At 35.2% G+C, this 20,442-nt stretch carries 12 protein-coding genes and 1 pseudogene; 6 read left to right on the top strand and 7 right to left on the bottom strand.

From position 1 onward, the window contains the following. Positions 1–225 precede the first annotated feature (225 nt). Entirely contained in the window at positions 226–1,551 is a 1,326-nt protein-coding gene (locus QFZ31_RS07285) for an SH3 domain-containing protein (RefSeq protein ID WP_307302075.1), read from the top strand. Positions 1,552–1,998: 447 nt separating this feature from the next. Here QFZ31_RS07285 and QFZ31_RS07280 read toward each other — a convergent pair whose 3' ends face one another. The 5 genes and pseudogenes from QFZ31_RS07280 to QFZ31_RS07260 form a co-directional block, all read right to left on the bottom strand. Continuing rightward, positions 1,999–3,081, bottom strand: coding sequence for a Ger(x)C family spore germination protein (locus QFZ31_RS07280; protein ID WP_307302073.1), 1,083 nt, complete (start codon positions 3,079–3,081; stop codon positions 1,999–2,001). Further along, positions 3,071–4,156: a GerAB/ArcD/ProY family transporter gene (locus QFZ31_RS07275; RefSeq protein ID WP_307302071.1), complete on the bottom strand. Its 1,086-nt coding sequence runs from the start codon at positions 4,154–4,156 to the stop codon at positions 3,071–3,073. Before QFZ31_RS07275 ends, QFZ31_RS07280 begins: the two co-directional genes overlap by 11 nt. 21 nt (positions 4,157–4,177) lie before the next feature. Next, positions 4,178–5,674 (bottom strand): spore germination protein, encoded by a 1,497-nt coding sequence (locus tag QFZ31_RS07270; protein WP_307302069.1) that lies wholly within the window; start codon positions 5,672–5,674, stop codon positions 4,178–4,180. A 563-nt stretch (positions 5,675–6,237) separates the two neighbouring features. Further along, positions 6,238–7,101, bottom strand: a pseudogene (locus tag QFZ31_RS07265) (phospho-N-acetylmuramoyl-pentapeptide-transferase); the annotation flags it as partial. Between the two features lie 312 nt (positions 7,102–7,413). Further along, complete coding sequence (locus tag QFZ31_RS07260; RefSeq protein WP_307302067.1) at positions 7,414–8,634, bottom strand: helix-turn-helix domain-containing protein; 1,221 nt, start codon at positions 8,632–8,634, stop codon at positions 7,414–7,416. Positions 8,635–9,089: 455 nt separating this feature from the next. Between QFZ31_RS07260 and QFZ31_RS07255 the strand changes: the two genes are divergently transcribed. Continuing rightward, positions 9,090–13,232 (top strand): S8 family serine peptidase, encoded by a 4,143-nt coding sequence (locus tag QFZ31_RS07255; RefSeq protein WP_307302065.1) that lies wholly within the window; start codon positions 9,090–9,092, stop codon positions 13,230–13,232. Positions 13,233–13,292: 60 nt separating this feature from the next. On the opposite strand, the gene QFZ31_RS07250 is transcribed toward QFZ31_RS07255, so the two are convergent. After that, complete coding sequence (locus QFZ31_RS07250; protein ID WP_307302063.1) at positions 13,293–13,529, bottom strand: hypothetical protein; 237 nt, start codon at positions 13,527–13,529, stop codon at positions 13,293–13,295. Positions 13,530–13,678: 149 nt separating this feature from the next. Next, positions 13,679–15,475, bottom strand: coding sequence for a V4R domain-containing protein (locus QFZ31_RS07245; protein WP_307302061.1), 1,797 nt, complete (start codon positions 15,473–15,475; stop codon positions 13,679–13,681). Positions 15,476–15,650: 175 nt separating this feature from the next. Here QFZ31_RS07245 and QFZ31_RS07240 point away from each other — a divergent pair, with 175 nt between their 5' ends. The 4 genes from QFZ31_RS07240 (at position 15,651) to QFZ31_RS07225 (ending at position 20,402) form a co-directional block, all read left to right on the top strand. Beyond that, positions 15,651–16,505: an alpha/beta fold hydrolase gene (locus tag QFZ31_RS07240; RefSeq protein ID WP_307302060.1), complete on the top strand. Its 855-nt coding sequence runs from the start codon at positions 15,651–15,653 to the stop codon at positions 16,503–16,505. A gap of 23 nt (positions 16,506–16,528) precedes the next feature. Beyond that, entirely contained in the window at positions 16,529–17,848 is a 1,320-nt protein-coding gene (locus tag QFZ31_RS07235) for an MFS transporter (RefSeq protein ID WP_307302059.1), read from the top strand. A 310-nt stretch (positions 17,849–18,158) separates the two neighbouring features. After that, positions 18,159–19,151, top strand: coding sequence for a VOC family protein (locus QFZ31_RS07230; RefSeq protein ID WP_307302056.1), 993 nt, complete (start codon positions 18,159–18,161; stop codon positions 19,149–19,151). A 78-nt stretch (positions 19,152–19,229) separates the two neighbouring features. Further along, on the top strand, positions 19,230–20,402 hold the full coding sequence (locus tag QFZ31_RS07225) for an acyl-CoA dehydrogenase family protein (RefSeq protein WP_307302054.1): 1,173 nt from the start codon (positions 19,230–19,232) through the stop codon (positions 20,400–20,402). Positions 20,403–20,442: the final 40 nt, after the last annotated feature.

Genomic DNA, 20,442 nt, shown 5'->3' with positions numbered 1-20,442 from the left:
AATATTAGTTTTTAAATTTACTTTAATAAGTGAAAAGGGAAAAAAGTTAACTTTTCTTGTAATTTATCTTGTAAAGCAATCATGATTTCTTGAATGAAAATAAGGTTTTCCGAAAATGAGTTAAAGAATTGAAATATTACTCATTTATTGCAAACTTTTCTCATCCTTTGGTACGTCTAAGTATGGTGAGGCAACAATATAGACGACAAAAGGGGAGAGTCAGGGATGCAACAATTTAAAAAGAAGATTTCGTTATTATTCATTGTTATTATTCTATCGTTCGCCGGTTTTAGTGAAACGTCCTTTATTCAAAAAGCAATCGCAGGAGAAAACAACTATGAAACAACCGCTAATTTGAATGTAAGAACAGGACCTTCCACGAAATATTCCATTTTAGGGGTTATCAAAAAAGGTGAACGAGTAGACGTAGTGAGTGCAGCAGGAACAGGATGGTACCAAATCCTTTATAAAGAGAAAATAGCGTATGTAAGCAGTCAGTACGTGAAAATCATGATAAACGAACAATCGGAAGGAAAAAACTATGAAACAACCGCTAATTTGAATGTAAGAACAGGACCTTCCGCGAAATACGCCATTTTAGGGGTTATCAAAAAAGGCGAACCAGTTGACGTAACAAGTGCAACAGGGACAGGATGGTATCAAATCCTCTATAAAGAGAAAATAGCGTACGTAAGCAGTCAGTACGTGAAAATCATGATAAACGAACAATTGGAAGAAATAACCTATGAAACAACCGATAATTTGAATGTACGAACAGGACCTTCCACGAAATACGCCATTTTAGGGGCTATCAAAAAAGGTGAACGAGTAGACGTAGTGAGTGCAACAGGGACAGGATGGTATCAAATCCTTTATAAAGAGAAAAAAGCGTATGTAAGCAGTCAGTACGTGAAAATCAAGAATAAGGAAAAATGGGAAGAAGAAGTGATTCCTGTGGTGGCAAAACCGGATGATCTTGCTGTATTAATTAATAAACAGAACAAATTGCCGGTAAATTTTGTGCCGAAAAATTTAATCGATTCAGGTATTTCGTTTCCATTTACGAATAGCACAGAAAAACAAAAATTACGAGAAGAAGCGGCCGTTGCCATTCAAACATTAGTGCGTGATGCAAAAAAAGCAGGGTACACGATTGTTGGTGTTTCTGGTTACCGTTCGCACCAGACACAAGTTTCGTTATTTGAATCATACGTAAAACAAGATGGGTATGAAAAAGCTCGTATGTATAGTGCGATCCCTGGCACAAGTGAACATGAAACCGGACTCGCAATTGATGTGGGAAACAGTAGTGCAGCATGTGCAGCAACATCTTGTTTTCAGAACACACAAGAAGCAAAATGGCTGCAACTTCATGCAGCTGAATATGGGTTCATTATACGGTACCCAAAAGGAAAAGAATCCATAACTGGGTATCAATATGAACCATGGCATCTTCGATATGTCGGAAAAGATGTCGCAACAGAAATTATGAAACAGGGAATCACACTTGAAGAGTTCCACAAGGGACTATTGGTAAAACAAGGTTCATAAAAATTCCTTTCAAAGCTAAATAATATACGAAAAAGGTGCTTTAGTTAAAATAAGTTTTAGGTATTCCTAATAAAGACACTCGCCAATTATGGCGAGTTTTGCTTATTTATATACCAATAACGATCTTAAAACGACGGCCAAGTCAGCAAGGATTTTTAGAAAAGCACCTCAAAAAAACGGAACCATTTAGTTTTTTTCCACTAGGCTTAGTTATTTAGTAAAGAGTAGGGGGAGGGTAACAGGCAACAGCACCAATAAATCATAAACAAATTGAATCAATTAACATACTGCCGCTTGTAAACTAAGCAAAACAGATTTATATAAATAAATATATATTTATAATTAAATCAACACACCCCATTGTCTACTATATAAAAAATAGTAGTGTTAACCAAAGCATTGGTCGGCACTACTAAAGGAAGTTTTACTTGAACTATGGCTTTTTCTTCAATCAACTGATCCGGTTTGTACGATTTCTAAATTTACATTTACATGAATTTTTACGTTGGGATAATCCTGATTCCATTGTTTTTCATTAAAGTCGCGGTAGTGTTCTTTATATTTTGCTCCTAAACCTAAAGGGTCAGCATGATGCTTTTGAAATTGGGAGACGATGGTTAAGACATTTTTTTCTAATTGCTGTTCAACCTTTTTTATATATTTTTTCTTATCAAAAGACTGTCTTTTTTTCGCTGAGGGTGCAAACTCTTGAAGTTTTGTTCGCATTTTTAGATGAATTGTAAATTCTGGTTTACCGTGTACAATTTTTACTTTGTACTTTGCTTTTGAATCGATCGTTTCAAGAACAACCTTATCATGATTTTCTACTATAAACTGGCGCAAACCAGTCCTGTTTTTATCAACCAACGCGGTAAAAATATAAAGATCCTTCATTGAAATGGATGTAACATATTGATCATACTTAAAAATTGCCATGCCAGTAATCCTAATGTTATCGTTTTCCTTTTTAATTAAAGGTAAATAAGGATCCTGTCCGGTTTGAAATAATTGAAATAAAAAGGATTGTAAATTAGTTTGAGGAAGTAGTCCCGTTGTCATATTTTGTTTCAGCAATTCTTGGAGATGAATGGAAACATTCTCATTTTTATATTTCTTCATTTTTAATAATTCATTCGCAGTACCATCAACAATTGCCAATTGAACAAGGCTCCCAATAGCCGGATCACGATTTAAGGTATCTACAAAATCATTTATCCCTTTCTTTGCCATTTTTTTGCTATAAAGAGCTACGCGAAGCTGACCACTTTCCAATGGGTAACGAGTTTCGTTATTTAAGATCGTACGAATCTCTTTACTGGATTCCCCTATAGCTGTTCTGACTTCTGTAGAAGACGTTTTGTCTTTTTTAAAACTAGGAAATACAATCGTTCCCTTTATGTTCTTTTTTTCGGCCAGATCATACCCTACACCCTGAATCATATCGATTTCATTGACAATGTCGGTAGGGAGAAAGCTGCACCCTGATAATAATAAAATTAGAAACAAACAAAACGCTGACCTATTCATCATTTTGCTTACCCCTTTTTATAAAACTTAAAACAAGTAAGAGTATGGGGATATATCCGTAAAATATCCATAAATTTATTTGAATGATATATTTATTCAGCATATCTTTGAAGGAACCGTTAAAATGACAAAGGATAATACTTAAGAGGCAAAGAAGGAGCAATGTATACTTTTGCTTCCTGTTAAAAATGATCTTTAAACCTCTGCTGGAGCACCATAAAAAAAGTGCGATTAAAGCACTAATGATAATCAAATACATGGATATATATAGGTATTCAAATCGTTCCAAGAAAGGCAGCGTAACTGTTTTTGTTAAAGAAAGTTCAGGCCAAATTGTTGTTTTTAACTGATTTTCACTAAAAAAGGTAAAGGAAACAATAGTAGAAATCATATACAGTATAGTAGTAAATAAAACACCTAAATGAGCGAATTTTTTTGAGGCTTTAGGATCTCTTATAAATGGATAGTACATCAACAAGGCCTCAGTTCCCGCTATTGAATAAATCGAGCTTTTGATGGAGTCCACCATGTCCATAAAGGAATGGTTCATGATCGGCAGCAAATTTGAAAAGTGTGCATATTTTAACGGGAAAATAAAAAGGGCGATAAGCAAGATTTGCGGAAAAACAAACGATAAAAAAGACATGCCGGCAATAACCCGAAATCCTCCAGAAACACAATAATACACGGATATTAAAATTAAAGTAGAAAGAATCCATGAAGGCATAGTAGGAAACATCCATACTTGAATGATCTCTATAAACCCAATTAAAACAGAAACACTTGCTAACCAATAATAAATCATGATAAAGAAGCTAATAAATTTGCCTAGTACATTTCCAAAAATAGTGGTATGAACATCGATAATATCTCCATCGGCTTTTCCCAAAAGTTTGTACATCACCCATATATATACTTGCACTACACACCCAGCAGCTAAAACACCAATCCAGGCATCATATCCTGCTTTCGCAGCAATGGTCCTTTGAAAACTTAAAATGCCAATACCAACCTGCGAATTATAAATGAGAAAGAAGACTAAATAGGGAGAAACTTGATGTCTAATATTGGCTTGCAAATTGTTTTTCCCCTTTACGATTTATTCATAAAAATCGTTCACCGGCCCCGTTTTTTTTCCTGTACCAGTTGATTTCCACTTCTTTTGAGGTCTCAAGGTTGTTGGATTTTCTTTTTGCATGGAAAAAGGGAGCCTTACCCATAAATCTTGAAAGGAAGTATTCCGGATTGGGTACTGGCTTAAATAAGGTCGCCCAAGTGATGTTAACCGCAGTAAATGGATAAGTGTAATTTGGAAGGCTAAAAACACTCCAAGCAAACCAAACCATTGGGCAAGAAAAATAATAGGAAACTTGATAAACCGAATCGTATTACTAAATTTATATACAGGTGAGGTGTAGGAAGCCAAAGATCCGAGTCCTACTAAAATAAGCAATACATTGCTAGTTAATCCGGCTTCCACCACAGCTTGCCCGATTACAATACCGCCTACAACACCGAGGGATTGTCCAATTTTAAGCGGTAGACGGATTCCAGCCTCTTTTACCATTTCAATCATCAATTCTAAAAAAAGCGCTTCTAAGAATGGAGGAAAAGGAACGGCTGCCCTTGAGCCAACTAGCGTCTCAAGTAAACGGGTCGGAATCAATTCATAATGATAGGTCATAATGGCTACATACATTGGGGTTATCATTGTCGAGATAAACATGGCAGTAAATCGTAATAACCGAAAGAAATTGGAAATGATCCAGGTATAACTATAATCTTCCATTGCAATAAAAGATTCCATTAAGGTGACGGGAAGAATGACAAGATTCGGTGAACCATCTACTGCAATGATTATTTTTCCTTCTGTTAATCCAGCAGCAACTCGGTCAGCCCTTTCCGTTGATATCGATTGTGGAAACAAAGAATTAGAATTGTCCTCAATCATCGAAGCGATATAAGAGCTGTCCTGTATATGGTCATATTGAATATCGTTTATTCTTTGGGTGACCGTGTTTACATTTTCAGGATCAGCAATTCCATCCATGTAAAGTACTGCAACTCTTGTTTTCGATAGCTCTCCAACCTTCATATCTTTGACGAGCAGTTCCGGAACAGGCAATCTTTTTCGAATAAGATTGATATTTATGTCTAATTCTTCAATAAACCCAGCCTGTGGTCCTAGTGCCGAGGATTCCATAGTTGCCATGCCGACATCTCGAAATTTACTGTTCGCAATATTGATTAATAAACAATTTTCATCAAATTGATACTTTTGAATAGCTAAGGACCCATTCAGAATATTTTGGATGATTTTATCCTCATCCTTTGTAAAAATAATCTCTTGAACAGGGATTCTACTTTTTAGTTCTTCTAGTGAAAGATGTTCATGTAAATAGGGCAGGACATCCTTATGTAAAATGTCTGATGAAATGAGGGTGCGATAATATGATATCCAAAATGGTGCTTCGTCTTTTAATGATGTATGCTCGTGAACGAAATCATTCGATTTTGATAATCGTTCAAGCCAATTTGGATCGTATTTTTTATTGGAGCCTTCGCCTTTGTCCTTATCGCCATTTTTTAAGTTCATATATATCCCTCTAAAATGTTTTTTCTAATTATGTGTAAAATGAGGAAATTTATTCTTTATTTGATTATTTTGGTAAAAGAATATAAAGAATGCTCTATTCAACTGTTGAATAGGGCATTATGTAATATATTTATATATTTTAGAATTCAGAAAATGAATTTAGTGCTTTTCAATTTTAAATGGCCGTTTTTTCTTTCTAAATTGATTAATCAGCAATCGGGCAATTTCGTTGAAGAACAAAGAAATTCATCTACTTTTTTAATTTAATACGGGCTGCATTGTATGTAAAGTTCATACATAAAACGATCTTCAATTCGAAGATCGTTTTAACATAAAAAATCTTAATATTATGCCAAAATGTAGTACCCTCATGAGTGCACCTTTTTATAATATTAAAAAGGAGTTCGATGACAAAATGGAGATTCTCTCCGTTTATTTAATTATCGGTGTTTTGATTAGTACATCATTTTATGCAGTGGCAGATTTTCGACCTTGGTATTTCTTTTCTGCATTGTGCATGGCCTGGTTACCATTAATATTCATTGGAATGATTATAACGTTATTTATGGATATAGAAGAAATCTCCAATAAGCTAAACAGATAAAAGCACAAAACCAAGAAATAAATCCAAAAACCGTGACAATTGTAGTTTCGGACCACCCATATTTTAAGCCAAAGTGATAGTGTATCGGTGTCATTTTGAAAATACGCTTATGAGTAAGTTTAAATGAGGAAACCTGTAAAATAACGGAAAGTTGTTCAGCAAAATATATAAAGAATAAAATGGGAATTAATATTTCAACTTTCTCAAGAACAGCAAGAAATGAAAGCGATCCCCCTATAGCTAGTGATCCCGTATCTCCCATAAAAGCTTTGGCTGGATATATATTATAAATGAGAAAGCCGAGTAAACATCCAATCATAATTAAACAAAAAATTTGCACCTCTGATCTGTCTGAAACCATAAAAAAGAAAAAGTATGTTGGGATTGCAACAACTCCTAAAAGACCGTCTAATCCATCCGTGAAATTTATGGCATTTGCAGAACCTACGACAAATAACGTAATGACAATGACATATAACACCATTGGAAGATCCAAGGAAATATTTTTAAAAATATTAATGCTGGTGTCGATTCCTAGTTCGTTGATCACGTAAAACAGCAAAGTACCCGTAAAAATAAATTGAAAAATAAGTTTGGTCTTACCCGATACGCCTCCTGGATCTTGACGAGAAGCTTTCCAAAAATCGTCCAAAAAGCCAACAAAACTAAAAAGAATGTAGGTAATAGACAAGAAATACATCAATGGAGTAGGTGAAAAGAGAATTGATACGATAATTCCTACAAAAAGAATAATTCCAAACATTAACGGAGTGCCTTTTTTTAACTGATGATCTGAAGGAAGTTCTTTTCTTATCGGTTGAAGGAGCCTAAGTTTCCTCTATGCAGTAATTAATAGCGGAGATAAAATTGAAACAACTACAAAAGCAATTAACGCTGGGATTATTTGATCTCTCAATTTTCATTTTCTCCTTTTCTCTTTATTATCAATAATAAGTACTATAAAACTCATTTATTTCCTCTATTCCACGATAAAGAGACCTTTGGTTGAAGGTCTCTTTTTGTTATGTATTTTTCAAAGAACCAAATGTATCCTATCAAACCACTACTGTATTTTTCTTTGTTACAATGATTCGATAAAAGAGGCATGTCGCTAAATGAGACATGCCATTTCTATTTATTGATTAATCAAGATATGTGCCATCTTTAATGCCCTACGAGTTTTTTTCTGATTAAAACAATAATTAAATAATTCTTTTTCGGAACGTTTAATTAAATAAACAAAACCAAATTTTTTAAACAAAGGTAATGAATATTCGGACAGGTATTGATGGTATTCCTGTTCTTTATCTTGAATTAAATAACTGAGTAAAGTAAATAAGTTTATATATAATTGTTCATTTTTCTTTAGAGCTCTTTCGAGACCTTCATTTGCCAATTGCAATAATTCGTCTTTTGGAAGTAAACTCCCATAGTATGCACTCCTAATATAGCCTTCAAAAGAAAGTAAGTAAGGGCTTGAATCATTATTTTTAAGATTCATTGACTCATTATAGTATTTATGGGCTAATTCATAATTTTTTCTTCTAAAGTATTCAAAAGCCAAGTTGTGTAATACCTTAGCCTTTCGATCAGGTGAATGACAAAGTTCACAGCTTTTGATTAAGCTTTCAAACCTATAAATCGTTTCTTTAAAATCCCCATCATCTTTTACTTGAATCGCCATAAGCATTTCGGCATCAATGACTCTAAGATAGTTATTAATTTCTTTAAAAAATTGTCGCGATTTATCTGCAAAAAAATAAGCCATAACTGGTGATTCATTTAAATGATAGGCGACTGCTAAATGATAGGTATATTCCTTATTAGTGTAATCTGTATCATTTATTGATTTTAATACTTGAATGGCTTTGAGATTTTCATGTTTCGCTAAATAGTAAACTCCTAAAACGTGTTTGAATAGATTAGCTTCATAGGATGATAATTTATGTTCTTTTTTTTGGAGTTCATTGATGATTTCTAATGCTTCTTCAGTCAAATTATGCATGAGTAAATATCTAACCCTAAGTAATTTGTAAAGATTGATATAATCAGAGATTTGAATTAAATCGTCTTGCTCAAGTTCATGATTAATAAGATTCATTTCATCAAATAATTGCATGACAATAACATCATGCCAATGATTTAAACGATTTTTAATAGTATTCAGCTTAATTAATTCATTTTCGATATTTATCCCTAGTCTCTGGGATAAAAGGGTGATAATTTCAGGTGCATATTCAGTATGTAAACGCTCAATTTTACTAATATGGGTTCCAGAACATATCCCTTTTCCTAATTGTTCTTGAGTCATTTGGTATTTTTCCCGATAAAACTTAATGATTTTCCCCTCATTCATAATTGAATTTCTCCTTTTAGAAAAATATTTGGATGTGATTGAGTAGTAGGAAAACCAAGATTCCCCCAAGTACAAAAATGATTTTTTCGATATAGTTTATCAATTGTCATTTTCTAGAAATCAAATGGTTGAGATTTTACAAAAAATCGCTCACATTCTTCTAAGTTTGACAATATCCCACAAGGCTTTCGACGCATTCTGCAGTGGAAGTAGGAAAACTAGTAGAAAAATTCCCCCAGTTTACCGTGAATAAAAGCTCCAGTACAATATGAATTAATAGAGTTATCTAATTATTCATACTCTTATTTTACACTATCTATCTTTCGGGAGGAATGAGGTGCTCATAGGAATATGTAATCATTTTAAAAGGGGGAATTTGCTGGATTATTATTTTTAAAAAGTAATAGAGTTAAAATTTGCAGCAGAAATTAAAGTAGTAGAAGGAGCGTTACTTAATGAAAAATCGAAAGAAACAATTTCTAAATGTTATGGTATCAGGTGTGATAGCCTCTGGCCTTCTTACATCTTATTTAATGCCTCAGCAAAAATCTTATGCGATTTCAAATTCTGCTGAATCAATCTTAAAAGGACTATCTGAAGAGCAACGACAGTCTATAAAAAAATTAACCCCACAAGAAGGATTCATCATTGATCCAAGTTTGTTGTCACTTAAAGATAAAACTGCAAATGTGATTGTTGAGTTCAAAACAGCTCCGGTCGAAAATGCGCAGCAATCAAAAACAAAAGGTTCAGCTAAAAATAAAGCAGAAAAGATAAAAGGGGAACAAGAATATTTTAAACAACGATTAACGGAAATTTTTAAAAAGAAGGAGGAGTTAAACCAAAATATAAAAGAAAACTCACTTCAATATCAAATTAAACAAACGTACAAGAATGTATTTAATGGAATGGCTATGACGATTCCCACAAGTGAAATTAATACTTTGCTTGAGACTGGTGTAGTCAAACGGATATGGAAAGACAATGTCGTTCGTTTACCGGAAAATGAATCGACTACCACACAAGAACCAACAACTGGAAAATTAATTCCACCAGCGCTTCATCATATAGGAGTTGATCGTTTACATAATGAGGGCTTAAAAGGGCAAGGAATAAAAGTTGGAGTACTTGATACAGGGATTGATTATAATCACCCTGATTTAAAAGATGTGTATAAAGGCGGATATGATTTTGTCGAAAATGATTCTGACCCAATGGAAACAACGAGAGCCGAGTGGCTTGCATCTGGTCAACCTGAATCGATAAATGGAAGTGCATACTATACAGAACACGGAACTCATGTTGCTGGAACCATCGCATCTAACCCAAAAAATGATGTTGAATATGCCATGACAGGTGTAGCTCCAAATGTTGACTTGTATGCATACCGAGTATTAGGAGAGTATGGATCAGGATATGATTCATCGGTAATCGCAGGTATAGAAAGAGCAGTAGAAGATGGAATGGATGTGATAAATCTATCATTAGGTAATAGTAATAATCATTCCTTAGACGCTACATCTGTAGCAATCAACAATGCAGCATTAAAAGGGGTCATTCCAGTTATAGCCGGAGGAAATGCAGGGCCAAATCCTGGTACGTTAGGTTCACCAGGTGCTTCTCCACTAGCCATCACTGTTGGTGCTAGTGATGTGCCGACTGATATTCCAACCGTTAAAGCAAGTTTAGCAGATATTTCAGTTCATAATACTTTAATGGGGCATGGTCTTGGTAAGGATTATCTTCAGTTAATAGATAAAGAGTATGATGTTGTTGAAGTAGGGATTGGTACAGAAGATGATTATTCGGACAAAAACGTTAATGGGAAAGTGGCATTCATTACTCGTGGCGATATATCATTTGATGAAAAAATCCGACGTGCGCATGAAAAAGGTGCTACCGCAGTTTTACTTTACAATAATCAAGATGGCGAAATTCCATTTTTCTTAGGTGAAAATCATGGTTATATCCCAACATTTAAAATGGTACATGCTGACGGAGTAAAGCTTTCAGAAAAATTAAAAGCAGATCCTACAGCTAAACTTAAAATAACAGACTTACAGTCAAATTTGACAACAGGTGATGTGTTAGCTGATTTTAGCTCACGCGGTCCAGTTAGTAATAACTTTGATATTAAGCCAGATGTAGTAGCACCTGGGGTATCTACATTTTCTACAGTACCAGAATATATTAACAGTCCTGAAGATGGTGTCGATTATTCCAGTGGCTATGCGAGTTTAAGTGGAACTTCAATGGCTACCCCACATGTTGCTGGAGTAGCAGCTTTATTATTACAATCCCATCCAGAATATACAGTTGCAGATGTAAAGGCAGCACTAATGAATACGGCTGATCCTTTAAAAGGTCGTACGTACAACGTGAATGAAGTTGGGGCAGGACGTGTTGATGCTTATGAGGCAGTCCATAATACAACGTTATTGGAAGTACAAAATAAGGCGACTTCCTTAGATGAAAATGGAATAAAAATAGAAATCGATGACATATCAGGGTCTATTCCTTTTGGTAGTATGGCACAATCAAGTGAGACGCAAAATAGAGCAACCTCGATTTCTATTAAGAATTTAAGTAGTGAACTAGAAACATATCATACTAGAGTTGAATTTTTAACAATCGATGGTGTCTCAAAGGATGCTGCAAAGAGTGGTGTGACGCTTGAATTACCATCGACGTTTGAGGTGAATGGTAAAGAGAGTAAAAATATGAATGCAGAAATATCCATTCCAGCTAATGCAGAATTTGGTGTATATCAAGGATATATTTATATTGAAAATGAGTCAAAAACGGCAGAATATCAAATTCCCTTCCATGTTCGTTATGCGAAACCCGGATTCGAAAAACTAACATTTTATAAACATGCAATAACGAATGACCTTAGTAACTTTCATCCATACATTGAGCCGTTTACACCTGTCGATTTCAAGTTAAATAGTCATATGAAAACGATTGATGTCGTGGTTAGCGATCTAGATGGAAAACCAATTGGGTTTTATGGCACGTTTAATTTAGAAAATGCGGCAGTTGATACGGATTACTTCATTTTCTTCGGATTTTCAGGTGAAGTAAAACATTTTACAGGTGATCCGAATAAACCTTTAGCACTTGAATATGAACCACTTAAAGAAGGTAAATACATTGTTTCTTATATTGGTACAGGGGTTGATGGCAAAACATATAAAATCGATAATGACATGGTGATCGATAATACAGCTCCAACACTGGAATTTGATAAGAAAACAGGAATCCAAGAACTTTCAAATTCAGATTTAACAACTGAAAGTTATGATGGACAAAATTATACAGCCTATTGGGTACATGGGAAATTGTATGATGATACGATTGATTATTTAAAAAGTAGAGGACATGACATCACTCAAGAGGCAAATACCGCGTACGCTTATCAAGATTCATTTTGGCCAACAGCTGAATTTTTCCCAAATGCAAATGGTGAATTTAAATTTGGTGTCTTACCAGAAGAATATGCAAACTATCCAACAAATGTAGCCATCTATACGTATGATTACGCTACTGCAGGAAATCCAACTTTCCCAGACTTTACTTTTATTGATAAAGGGGATAAATATTCGACAATAAAACCAAATATAAAAGGTGTAAGTCTTGGATCGGAGTTTGTAAATACATTTACCGTTCAAAACGCGCAAGATTTAACAAGTGCTTCTGTAACCATCGATGTCCCTAATTTCTATAAAGTTGTTGACGTTAAAGCATCAAAACAGCTAGAGGATCTTGCAAAGAAAAATAATTGGACGATTCGTGTTGCAAAGCCACAAATTACAGAAAGCACATGGTCTAATCTTTCAGCATTTGCTGTAGATATTTTAGACAAAAAGACACAATTACCAGTTTCCATTAATGATGATATTGATTTATTGGATATCACATTAAAAGTAGTCGATGACCATAATTACATGGTAGAAAGTTCATTCTATTATCAAGAATCTTCCTATCAAACAAGCTCTGGGAGTAAGTCTACATTACCAACATTTGCTGAAAAGTTTAAATTCATTTCTAAACACTCATGGTTCGAAGGGTACTATCATGGTGAAGCAGTTAATTTGGATAATTATGATTTAGACTATTCAAAGATTGGGACAAAGGCTTATTTAGTAGATAAAAATGGGAAAAAGTATCCTGCTGATATTTCAGATAATGGGTATATGACGATAACGGATATTCCTGCAACGAGTGATGAATATACATTAGTTGTCGATATTCCCGGACATTTCCTATATAACAAAAAAGTAACTTTAAGCAGAACAATTGATGGAAAAGTCCAAGGTATTTTCTATGTTGCATATACGGATACCGCAGCTGCTGGAGATGTCAACGGAGATCATGTAATCGATATTTATGACGCAAAGCTTATTGCAAATAATGCTGGAATTTCAGGCGATAGATTGAAAGAAGATCTTAACAAGGATGGGGTCGTTGACATTATTGACTTCAATTATGTCGAAAAGAATTTCATGTCCATCAATCCATACTATCCAACATCCAATAAACCAGTTGAAAAAACAGGTAAACTTACTTTAGAAGGCTTAAAAGCACGTTTTAATTAATCATTGATTGCATAGAGAAAACTCCCTTCATTGGATGGGAGTTTTTTTTACCAATAATCATTAAGATGAATAGGTCTGCATTCGGGAATGGAAATTAAAATGTTCTAAAAACTTCTTTGTATTAATCGAAAAATGATTATTCTCTGAGCGTACCCATCCTACACCTATTTTTTCCTGTTCGTAATTGATGATGTCGATCGGAACGATTTTCCCACTTACTACATAAGGATCATTTTTGTTAGAAAAGTCTGGCCCGAAGCTGATTCCTAATCCCACGAGTATTACCATTCCAGGCATTTTATTCAACCGTATATGAAAGGATTCACTTCGATTTTGATTTAAAAGAAGATGAAGAAGTAGAAGCGTCTGTCCATTTTGTAACGGAACAATACAACGACCGAAAAAAGACCCAAGTGAATAATCAACATTTGGGTCACACCACCGAGTTAAAATTCAATTTCTTTCATAATAATAAGGGCTTCAATTAATAGTAATAAGTATGCAGTGGTATAAGAGTCTTTTAAATCTTTCTTAATAATTTCCTCGATTTTTCGAATGCGATATTGGATTCCACCCATCGAAAGGTTTAATGCTTGCATTGTCTTTTCTAACCTTTTTCCATTTATTAAGTAAATATATAATGTATAAAGTAGCTCCTGCATTTTTGGATCGGGTATAAGTAAATCTTTTAATTGCTTTGAGGCGGTTTGCTTAAGTGTTTCAGTATCTATATTATTTAAGAAATCCCCAAGCAGTCCAAGCTCACTATAATATGAAATTGATTTATTACGTGGTAATGAAACTGCCTGTTTGGCTTGCTTTAAATGTTCGGAGAAGAGCTCGAGTTGAGTAAAAGGATGGCTAACTCCAATTGTATAGTGAAGATCAGGATTATTTTTCTGCATTTGGTTAAGTATTTTTAGTAAGGGTTCTTCGATATTCTGATGTGTAGATGTACTAAAAAGCACATAAATATCCTGGTTGGATATGCTGAAAAGTGCATTTAAATATTGTAGTTTAAATATCTGTGAAAATTGAAGCAATTGATCATAGTAGTCAATTGGTAAATAGGTATCCTTTTTATGATTACAACGTATTACTAGGCTTGCGTAAGGTTCCTCCATCTTGTCTGTTAAGAGACGGAAATGCGTTTTGAAATCCTCTTCAGATTCGTGCTTCATATAAATAAGACGATCTAAAATCGATATTTTTAACCGTTCAGTTGTCTCAAAACTAATCTTCTCCTTTAAAAAACAAAGAGCACAAGTGATAGATAAGCGCTCTAAAAATAAATAATCATTCTCATCTAAAGATTGGGCATTTTCATAAAGGAATGAACAGGTAGCAAAAACCCTATTATCTAAATAGATAGGGGTTGTCATTTTATACATTCCACCTAATTTTACAAAGATAGTTTCATTATGTTTACTAATTGTTACTGGCTTAGGTGCTTGCTTCAATAGATTAGTATAAATCGTTTCATCAATCCCCTTCAGGGCAATTGTTTTATCATTTGTTTGTTTAATGATGATTGGGATGTTCAAAATATTATAGGCTGTGGTTAATACGTGCTGTAAGCTATTTTTCTTCGCTACACATTCGGTTAGCTGGCTATGATAATTAGTCACCTTGTCGAGCAATTGTTTTTGACTTAATAGCTTATCGTATGTGATTTCAAGTTCTTCGGCTACTGTTTGGTGATCGAATTCGTTAAGAATAGAAGGGTTTATTTGCACCCATTGTTTTTTCGTATTTACCTCAAAAGTACAATGTGGATAGCCCATAGCTTTACATGATTGTTCCACTACATAAATATCCATTTGATATATCTCCGATAAATAGCCGCTAGCATAGCCGCTTAAAATGTGACAAGCACATGTTTTAGATTCTCCATGATAATGAGTATGTAAATCTGCTTCAAAAGAGTCAAACCATTTACCTATTGAATCAATAAAAATAATTTCGCCATTTTCATTGATTATGGAAGATCCATTAGTTTCTACCTTTGACACATGTCCTAAATTAATATGTGTTAAAGGAGCCCAACGAATTAATTCCTTCATATCAGAGTAATATTGCATTAATTCTAATGCCTTTTCTCGTCCAAGCTTATATCCAAATTGCAATAATAATATTTTAGCCCTCTTTTCTCCAATATTTTCGTAAAGCGTTTTACGAAGTAAACCAAAGCCCTCAGAAGAGAAGATAATATCAGAAGAATGGAACGTTTTGTTATTTTCCACTATACTCACTCCTTTTATATAACTACTATATATTTTAAAAATTCAAAAAACAATGAAAATTAATGTTTAATACTATAAAAACAATGGAAATTGATATTATATTGTTCTAATTTTTGGAATATTATGAAAATACGAAACATGCATGTAAATAAAATTTTAAGAGGTGAAGATGATAGTGAGCAATTATGAAACAAAGAAAGTTAAGACAGGTAAGTTTAATAGCTATTATTGTGAAGGAGGAAAAGAAAACGAGAAGACATTAATATTTTTACATGGTTCAGGTCCCGGAGCGAACTCGGAGTCAAACTGGAGTCGAGTATTAAATGAATTAAGCAATCGATTTCATGTAATTGCGATTGACATGATTGGTTTTGGTAATACAGATTTACCGGAAAACACAAAATTAACTTTCTGGCAGTGGACTACTGCACGTGTTGAGCAAATCCTTGAAGTAATGGATTACAACAACATTGAAAAAGCAAGCTTAATTGGAAATTCAATGGGGGGCGTAGTTTCTCTAAATGCGCTAATGTATGATTCATCTCGATTTGAAAAAGTCGTTTTAATGGGCAGTGGTGGAGGAGGCGGCAAGAATGGCCCGTCACCTGAAATTGTACGTATGACTCAATTCTTCAAGGATCCAACAATTCAAGCTTTTCGTAATCTTATTACGTGGTTTATGTATGATGAATCGGTTGTAGAAGAGCAGCTGGAGGAAATTGTTCAAACGCGTTATGAAAATATTATGAAGCCAGAAACCAGAGAACTATACCCATCCTTATTTGCGACAATGCCTCATGAATTGACGATTCCACCAAGTGCATTGCGTCGTATGAAGCAGCCGGTTCTATTAATTCACGGCTATGAAGATCAGTTTGTTCCTCGTGAATCGAGTTTAGCAGTATTAGAGCATCTTCCGAACGCAGAGTTAGTATTACTTAAACAATGTGGACATTGGGTTCAAATCGAAAAGTATGAGCGGTTTATTCAACTCATTGATCAATTTTTTAATGAAACCAAATCTCGCTAATTTAATAGTCTAAGGAGTGTTATATGAGAAAAAATCCATGGTTCATATATTCAGTACTGTTGCTGGGAATCTTTGTTGCTCTTGAAGCGAATGCATTTACTACACCTGCTCTTCCCTATATTAGTGAATATTTTGGTGTTAGCACTGCGAATAGCGGCTTACTAACCTTATTATCAAGTGGTGCGGCCATTGCTTTAGCGCCCCTATTCGGTCGGCTAGGTGACCAAGTAGGGAGGAAGAAGGTAATTGTTGTTGGTTTAGTTATTTTCTGTATCGCCCAGACGATGAAAGTATTCACCCCTGTTAGTTGGATTTATCTACTAGGTGCATTATTGCAAGGAATCGGATATGCACTTATTTTTCCGAATGTGTTTGCCTATATTCCAGAACTATTTCCTGAACAAAAGAGAGGACGTGCAATTGGCCTGTTCATGTTGTTCTCGTATATTGCAACAGGAACTGGTGGAGCAATAGCAGGTGCTCTAATTGATGTATGGGGCTGGCGTTCGGTCTATGCAACTAGCGCAACAGTGTCGGCTATTGGATTGGTTCTTATTAGTATTTTCATACCGAAAAGTGAAAAAGGAAAACAAGTGGCGCTAGATTATAAGGGAGCAACTCTATTTATGCTACTAATCACACTCTTTGTTGCAATGCCGCTTATTTTAACAAACTTTGGTCCGATAATGCTTCTAGCAGGTGGCATAGTTTTTGCAGTAATGCTCGGTATTTTCATTTATATGCAGAAAAAGACAGAACACCCTGTCGTGGATTTGAAGCTTTTAAAACTGAAAGGTGTATATATTCCAGCCATTCTCATCGCATTCCAGAACTTTATGATGTTAAGTATTCTAATGTCCCTTACTTTTTTAACAGCAGACAATCCAAACATGACGGCACTACAAGTTGGCATGATTACAACGGTGCTATTTTCATCCGCTGCGATATTCTCACCAACAATTGGGGTTTTATTGGATCGTTTTAACCCAGTATATCTAGTTTTTATTTCGCTCATAACTGGGGTAATTGGGATTGGAATGTATTTAGGTGTCCATATGGGATCTTCTATTATGTATATCCTGGCTGTCATGGTATTTGTTGGAATCTGCTCCAGCTTTTTGAATGCATCATTGATGAAGGTCATTCTCCTTTTTACACCAGAGGATAAAAAAGGTGTAAGTACTGGTACTTTCAGTTTATTTAAAGATTTAGGATTACCAGTAGGTGCTACGTTGGGTTTGACTATTTACGGTATGTCAACCTCTAGAGGCTTTGAAAGTGCGATTCAAGCAAAAGCGGAAAGTTTAGGATTAACAGGTGATCAGGCTAGACAATTAATATAGGCACAGGTAACGGGCAGCACTTCATCTGAACTTCAAAGTACTCTAGCTCAATTGAATATTGAGGTCACAGAGCTCTTAGGCCAAGCTACTGCAGATAGTGTAGCCTCGGGTATTCATACATTAGGGGTTATTAATTTAATCATCTTTATAGGGCTAATTATCATCAGTTTAGGGCTATTAAAATTAAAAACCGCACCAGTACAAAGGCCAATTGATGTGTCGATTGAAAATATAGCAAATGAAGTATGAAAAAACGCATGAAACGAAAGCGTTATCTTATAGTTAATATGCTTAGTTAGGGGAGAAAACGATGAAAAAGTTTAACAAGGCGCCAGAAATTGCAAAGCTTGGACATGTGGCATTAGTATCCGCAGATATAGAAAAATCTTTGTGGTTTTTTAAAGAAATTGTCGGGTTAGAAGAAACCATAGAGGTAGATGGTGTTCATTATCTTCGTGCGTGGGGTGATTTTGAACATCATACAATGTCTATTACCTCAGGACCGGAATCACGTATTGACCATATTTCTTGGAAGGCAAAGAGACCAGAGGATGTCGAGCATTTTGCCATTCTTTTAAAGGATTCGGGTGTTTCAGTTGAATACATTGAAGCAGGAAGGGAGACTGGACAGGGAGATGCTATCCGCTTCCAACTGCCGAGTGGCCATCAATTTGAAATTTACTTTAATATGGATAAACCAGTTCCCGAATTACATCGACGCGCTGTGTTAAAAAATCAAACATATAAGGCGTGGGCAAAGGGGATCTCACCGCGTCGTATTGATCATGTCAATCTCGCAACAAATATCGATTCTAAAATTGTTACGGATTTTCTTGCTGAGAAACTGGGCTTTAAAATGCGAGAATATTTAGTTGCACCGGATGATAGGCAAATTTCTGGATGGATGAGTGTTACCCCATTAGTGCATGATGTAGCCGTAATGTCTATACCAAATGCGGATTCAGCTCATCAACTCCACCATTTCTCTTATTGGCTAGATAATGCACAGGATATTCTACGTGCTGCAGATATTTTATGTGAACAGGGCATTGAATTCGTAGGACCGGGTAAACATGGTATTTCTCAAGCGATGTATATCTATGTACTGGATCCAGGCAGCGGTGTTCGTCTAGAGCTATTCTCAAATGGCTATCTCATTTTCGAACCTGACTGGGAGCCAGTTAAATGGACATTTGACGAAATGGCGGTAGGTTTTACCTACTGGGGTGAGAAATCTGGCATGACAGGTAAGAAAGAATTACTGTTAAATGCGGGACCAGTGAAAGAGAAACAAGGAATTTAATGAGACTTCAGGCTGCTCTGATAGGATGAAGAGCAGCCGTTGTCTACAATCGCTCAGTGGAGAGAGGAGAAAGGGTGGATGACTGTGACAGTTAAGGTTAAGGATCAAGACATTTATGAGCAGCTTTTAGAAAGTGCACGTCGCATTGGGAAGGCTGCTGAAGCCGAGTCATTACAGGCGGATTTAAATTCTACGTTATCTGAAAATATTATTAATATTATTCGTGAAGAGGAAATCAATAAATTAATTTTGCCAAAGCAATTTGGAGGCCCGCAAATCAACTTTACGATGTTTGCTGATATGGTTCGAGAGGTAGGGTATTATAATTTATCAGCGGCGTGGTTAACGTATTTCTTCTCGTTACACAATGCATGGGTAGCTTATCTACCTGAACACCGTCAGCACGAGATTGTAAAATCTGGTGGATTATTAGCAGATATTTTTGCTCCCGTTGGCAATATTCAAAAGGTAGATGGTGGCTTTTTAATAAGTGCAAAGTATAACTATGTAAGTGGAATTAACTATTCTGGCTGGGTAGGATTAGGCGCACTTTATCAGGCAGAGGGGGCTAGTAATCCGTCCATGCATGGATTTATTGTCAATACAAAGGATATTAAGATTATCGAAAACTGGAATTCTTTAGGATTGCGTGGCTCAGGAAGTAATAGTATCGTAGTGGAAAATGTTTTTGTACCAGATGACATGGTTATTAATCTACAAAAAATGGCAGAAAGTCCAAGACCTGCGCATGAAAACTATGATTCAGACTATTTATATTATCATGTCCCGTTCCATCCAGCCTTCTTTGTTGGGTTTCCAGCTATGTCTATTGGTGCCGCCGAAAGAGCATTATATGAATTTAAACAATCAACAAAGGGACGCGTTCGCTTCAATGGTGAAGAGGAAATGGCTAGCCCAAGAAGCCAGCGAGTACTAGCTACGTTAACTTTAAAGCTAAAATCGGCAAAAAGTCTAATGAAGACATATATCGAAATGTTGGAATCAAAGGATGAGGTCTTTCATCCAAGTGAATATAAAGCAATCCGGGCGGAAATTATTCAAAATTGTGTTGATATTTCAGTGAAATGTGTTCTAACCTTAGGTGCTTCAGCCTTAATTAAAGGTCATCCAGTTGAAATGATTACGCGTGATTTAATAGCAATTGGGACACATGTTACCTCATTATATGAAGATGCCATTGATGTATATGGTAAATATTTGTTTGATCATCCAGTCTTTGTTATGGGGTAAGTGGCACTATTTGAAGAGAAATGCCCCATAAGTTGAAAAG

Source organism: Neobacillus niacini, assembly GCF_030817595.1.
In the GTDB taxonomy this organism is placed as follows: Bacteria; Bacillota; Bacilli; order Bacillales; family Cytobacillaceae; genus Neobacillus; species Neobacillus niacini_G.
This window is presented reverse-complemented; position numbering and strand designations above follow the sequence as displayed.

Coding starts and splice junctions, on each gene's coding strand:
- QFZ31_RS07285 (WP_307302075.1), top strand. CDS start 226: ATGCAACAATTTAAAAAGAAGATTTCGTTATTATTCATTGTTATTATT.
- QFZ31_RS07280 (WP_307302073.1), bottom strand. CDS start 3,081: ATGATGAATAGGTCAGCGTTTTGTTTGTTTCTAATTTTATTATTATCA.
- QFZ31_RS07270 (WP_307302069.1), bottom strand. CDS start 5,674: ATGAACTTAAAAAATGGCGATAAGGACAAAGGCGAAGGCTCCAATAAA.
- QFZ31_RS07260 (WP_307302067.1), bottom strand. CDS start 8,634: ATGAATGAGGGGAAAATCATTAAGTTTTATCGGGAAAAATACCAAATG.
- QFZ31_RS07255 (WP_307302065.1), top strand. CDS start 9,090: ATGAAAAATCGAAAGAAACAATTTCTAAATGTTATGGTATCAGGTGTG.
- QFZ31_RS07250 (WP_307302063.1), bottom strand. CDS start 13,529: ATGCCTGGAATGGTAATACTCGTGGGATTAGGAATCAGCTTCGGGCCA.
- QFZ31_RS07235 (WP_307302059.1), top strand. CDS start 16,529: ATGAGAAAAAATCCATGGTTCATATATTCAGTACTGTTGCTGGGAATC.
- QFZ31_RS07230 (WP_307302056.1), top strand. CDS start 18,159: ATGAAAAAGTTTAACAAGGCGCCAGAAATTGCAAAGCTTGGACATGTG.
- QFZ31_RS07225 (WP_307302054.1), top strand. CDS start 19,230: ATGACTGTGACAGTTAAGGTTAAGGATCAAGACATTTATGAGCAGCTT.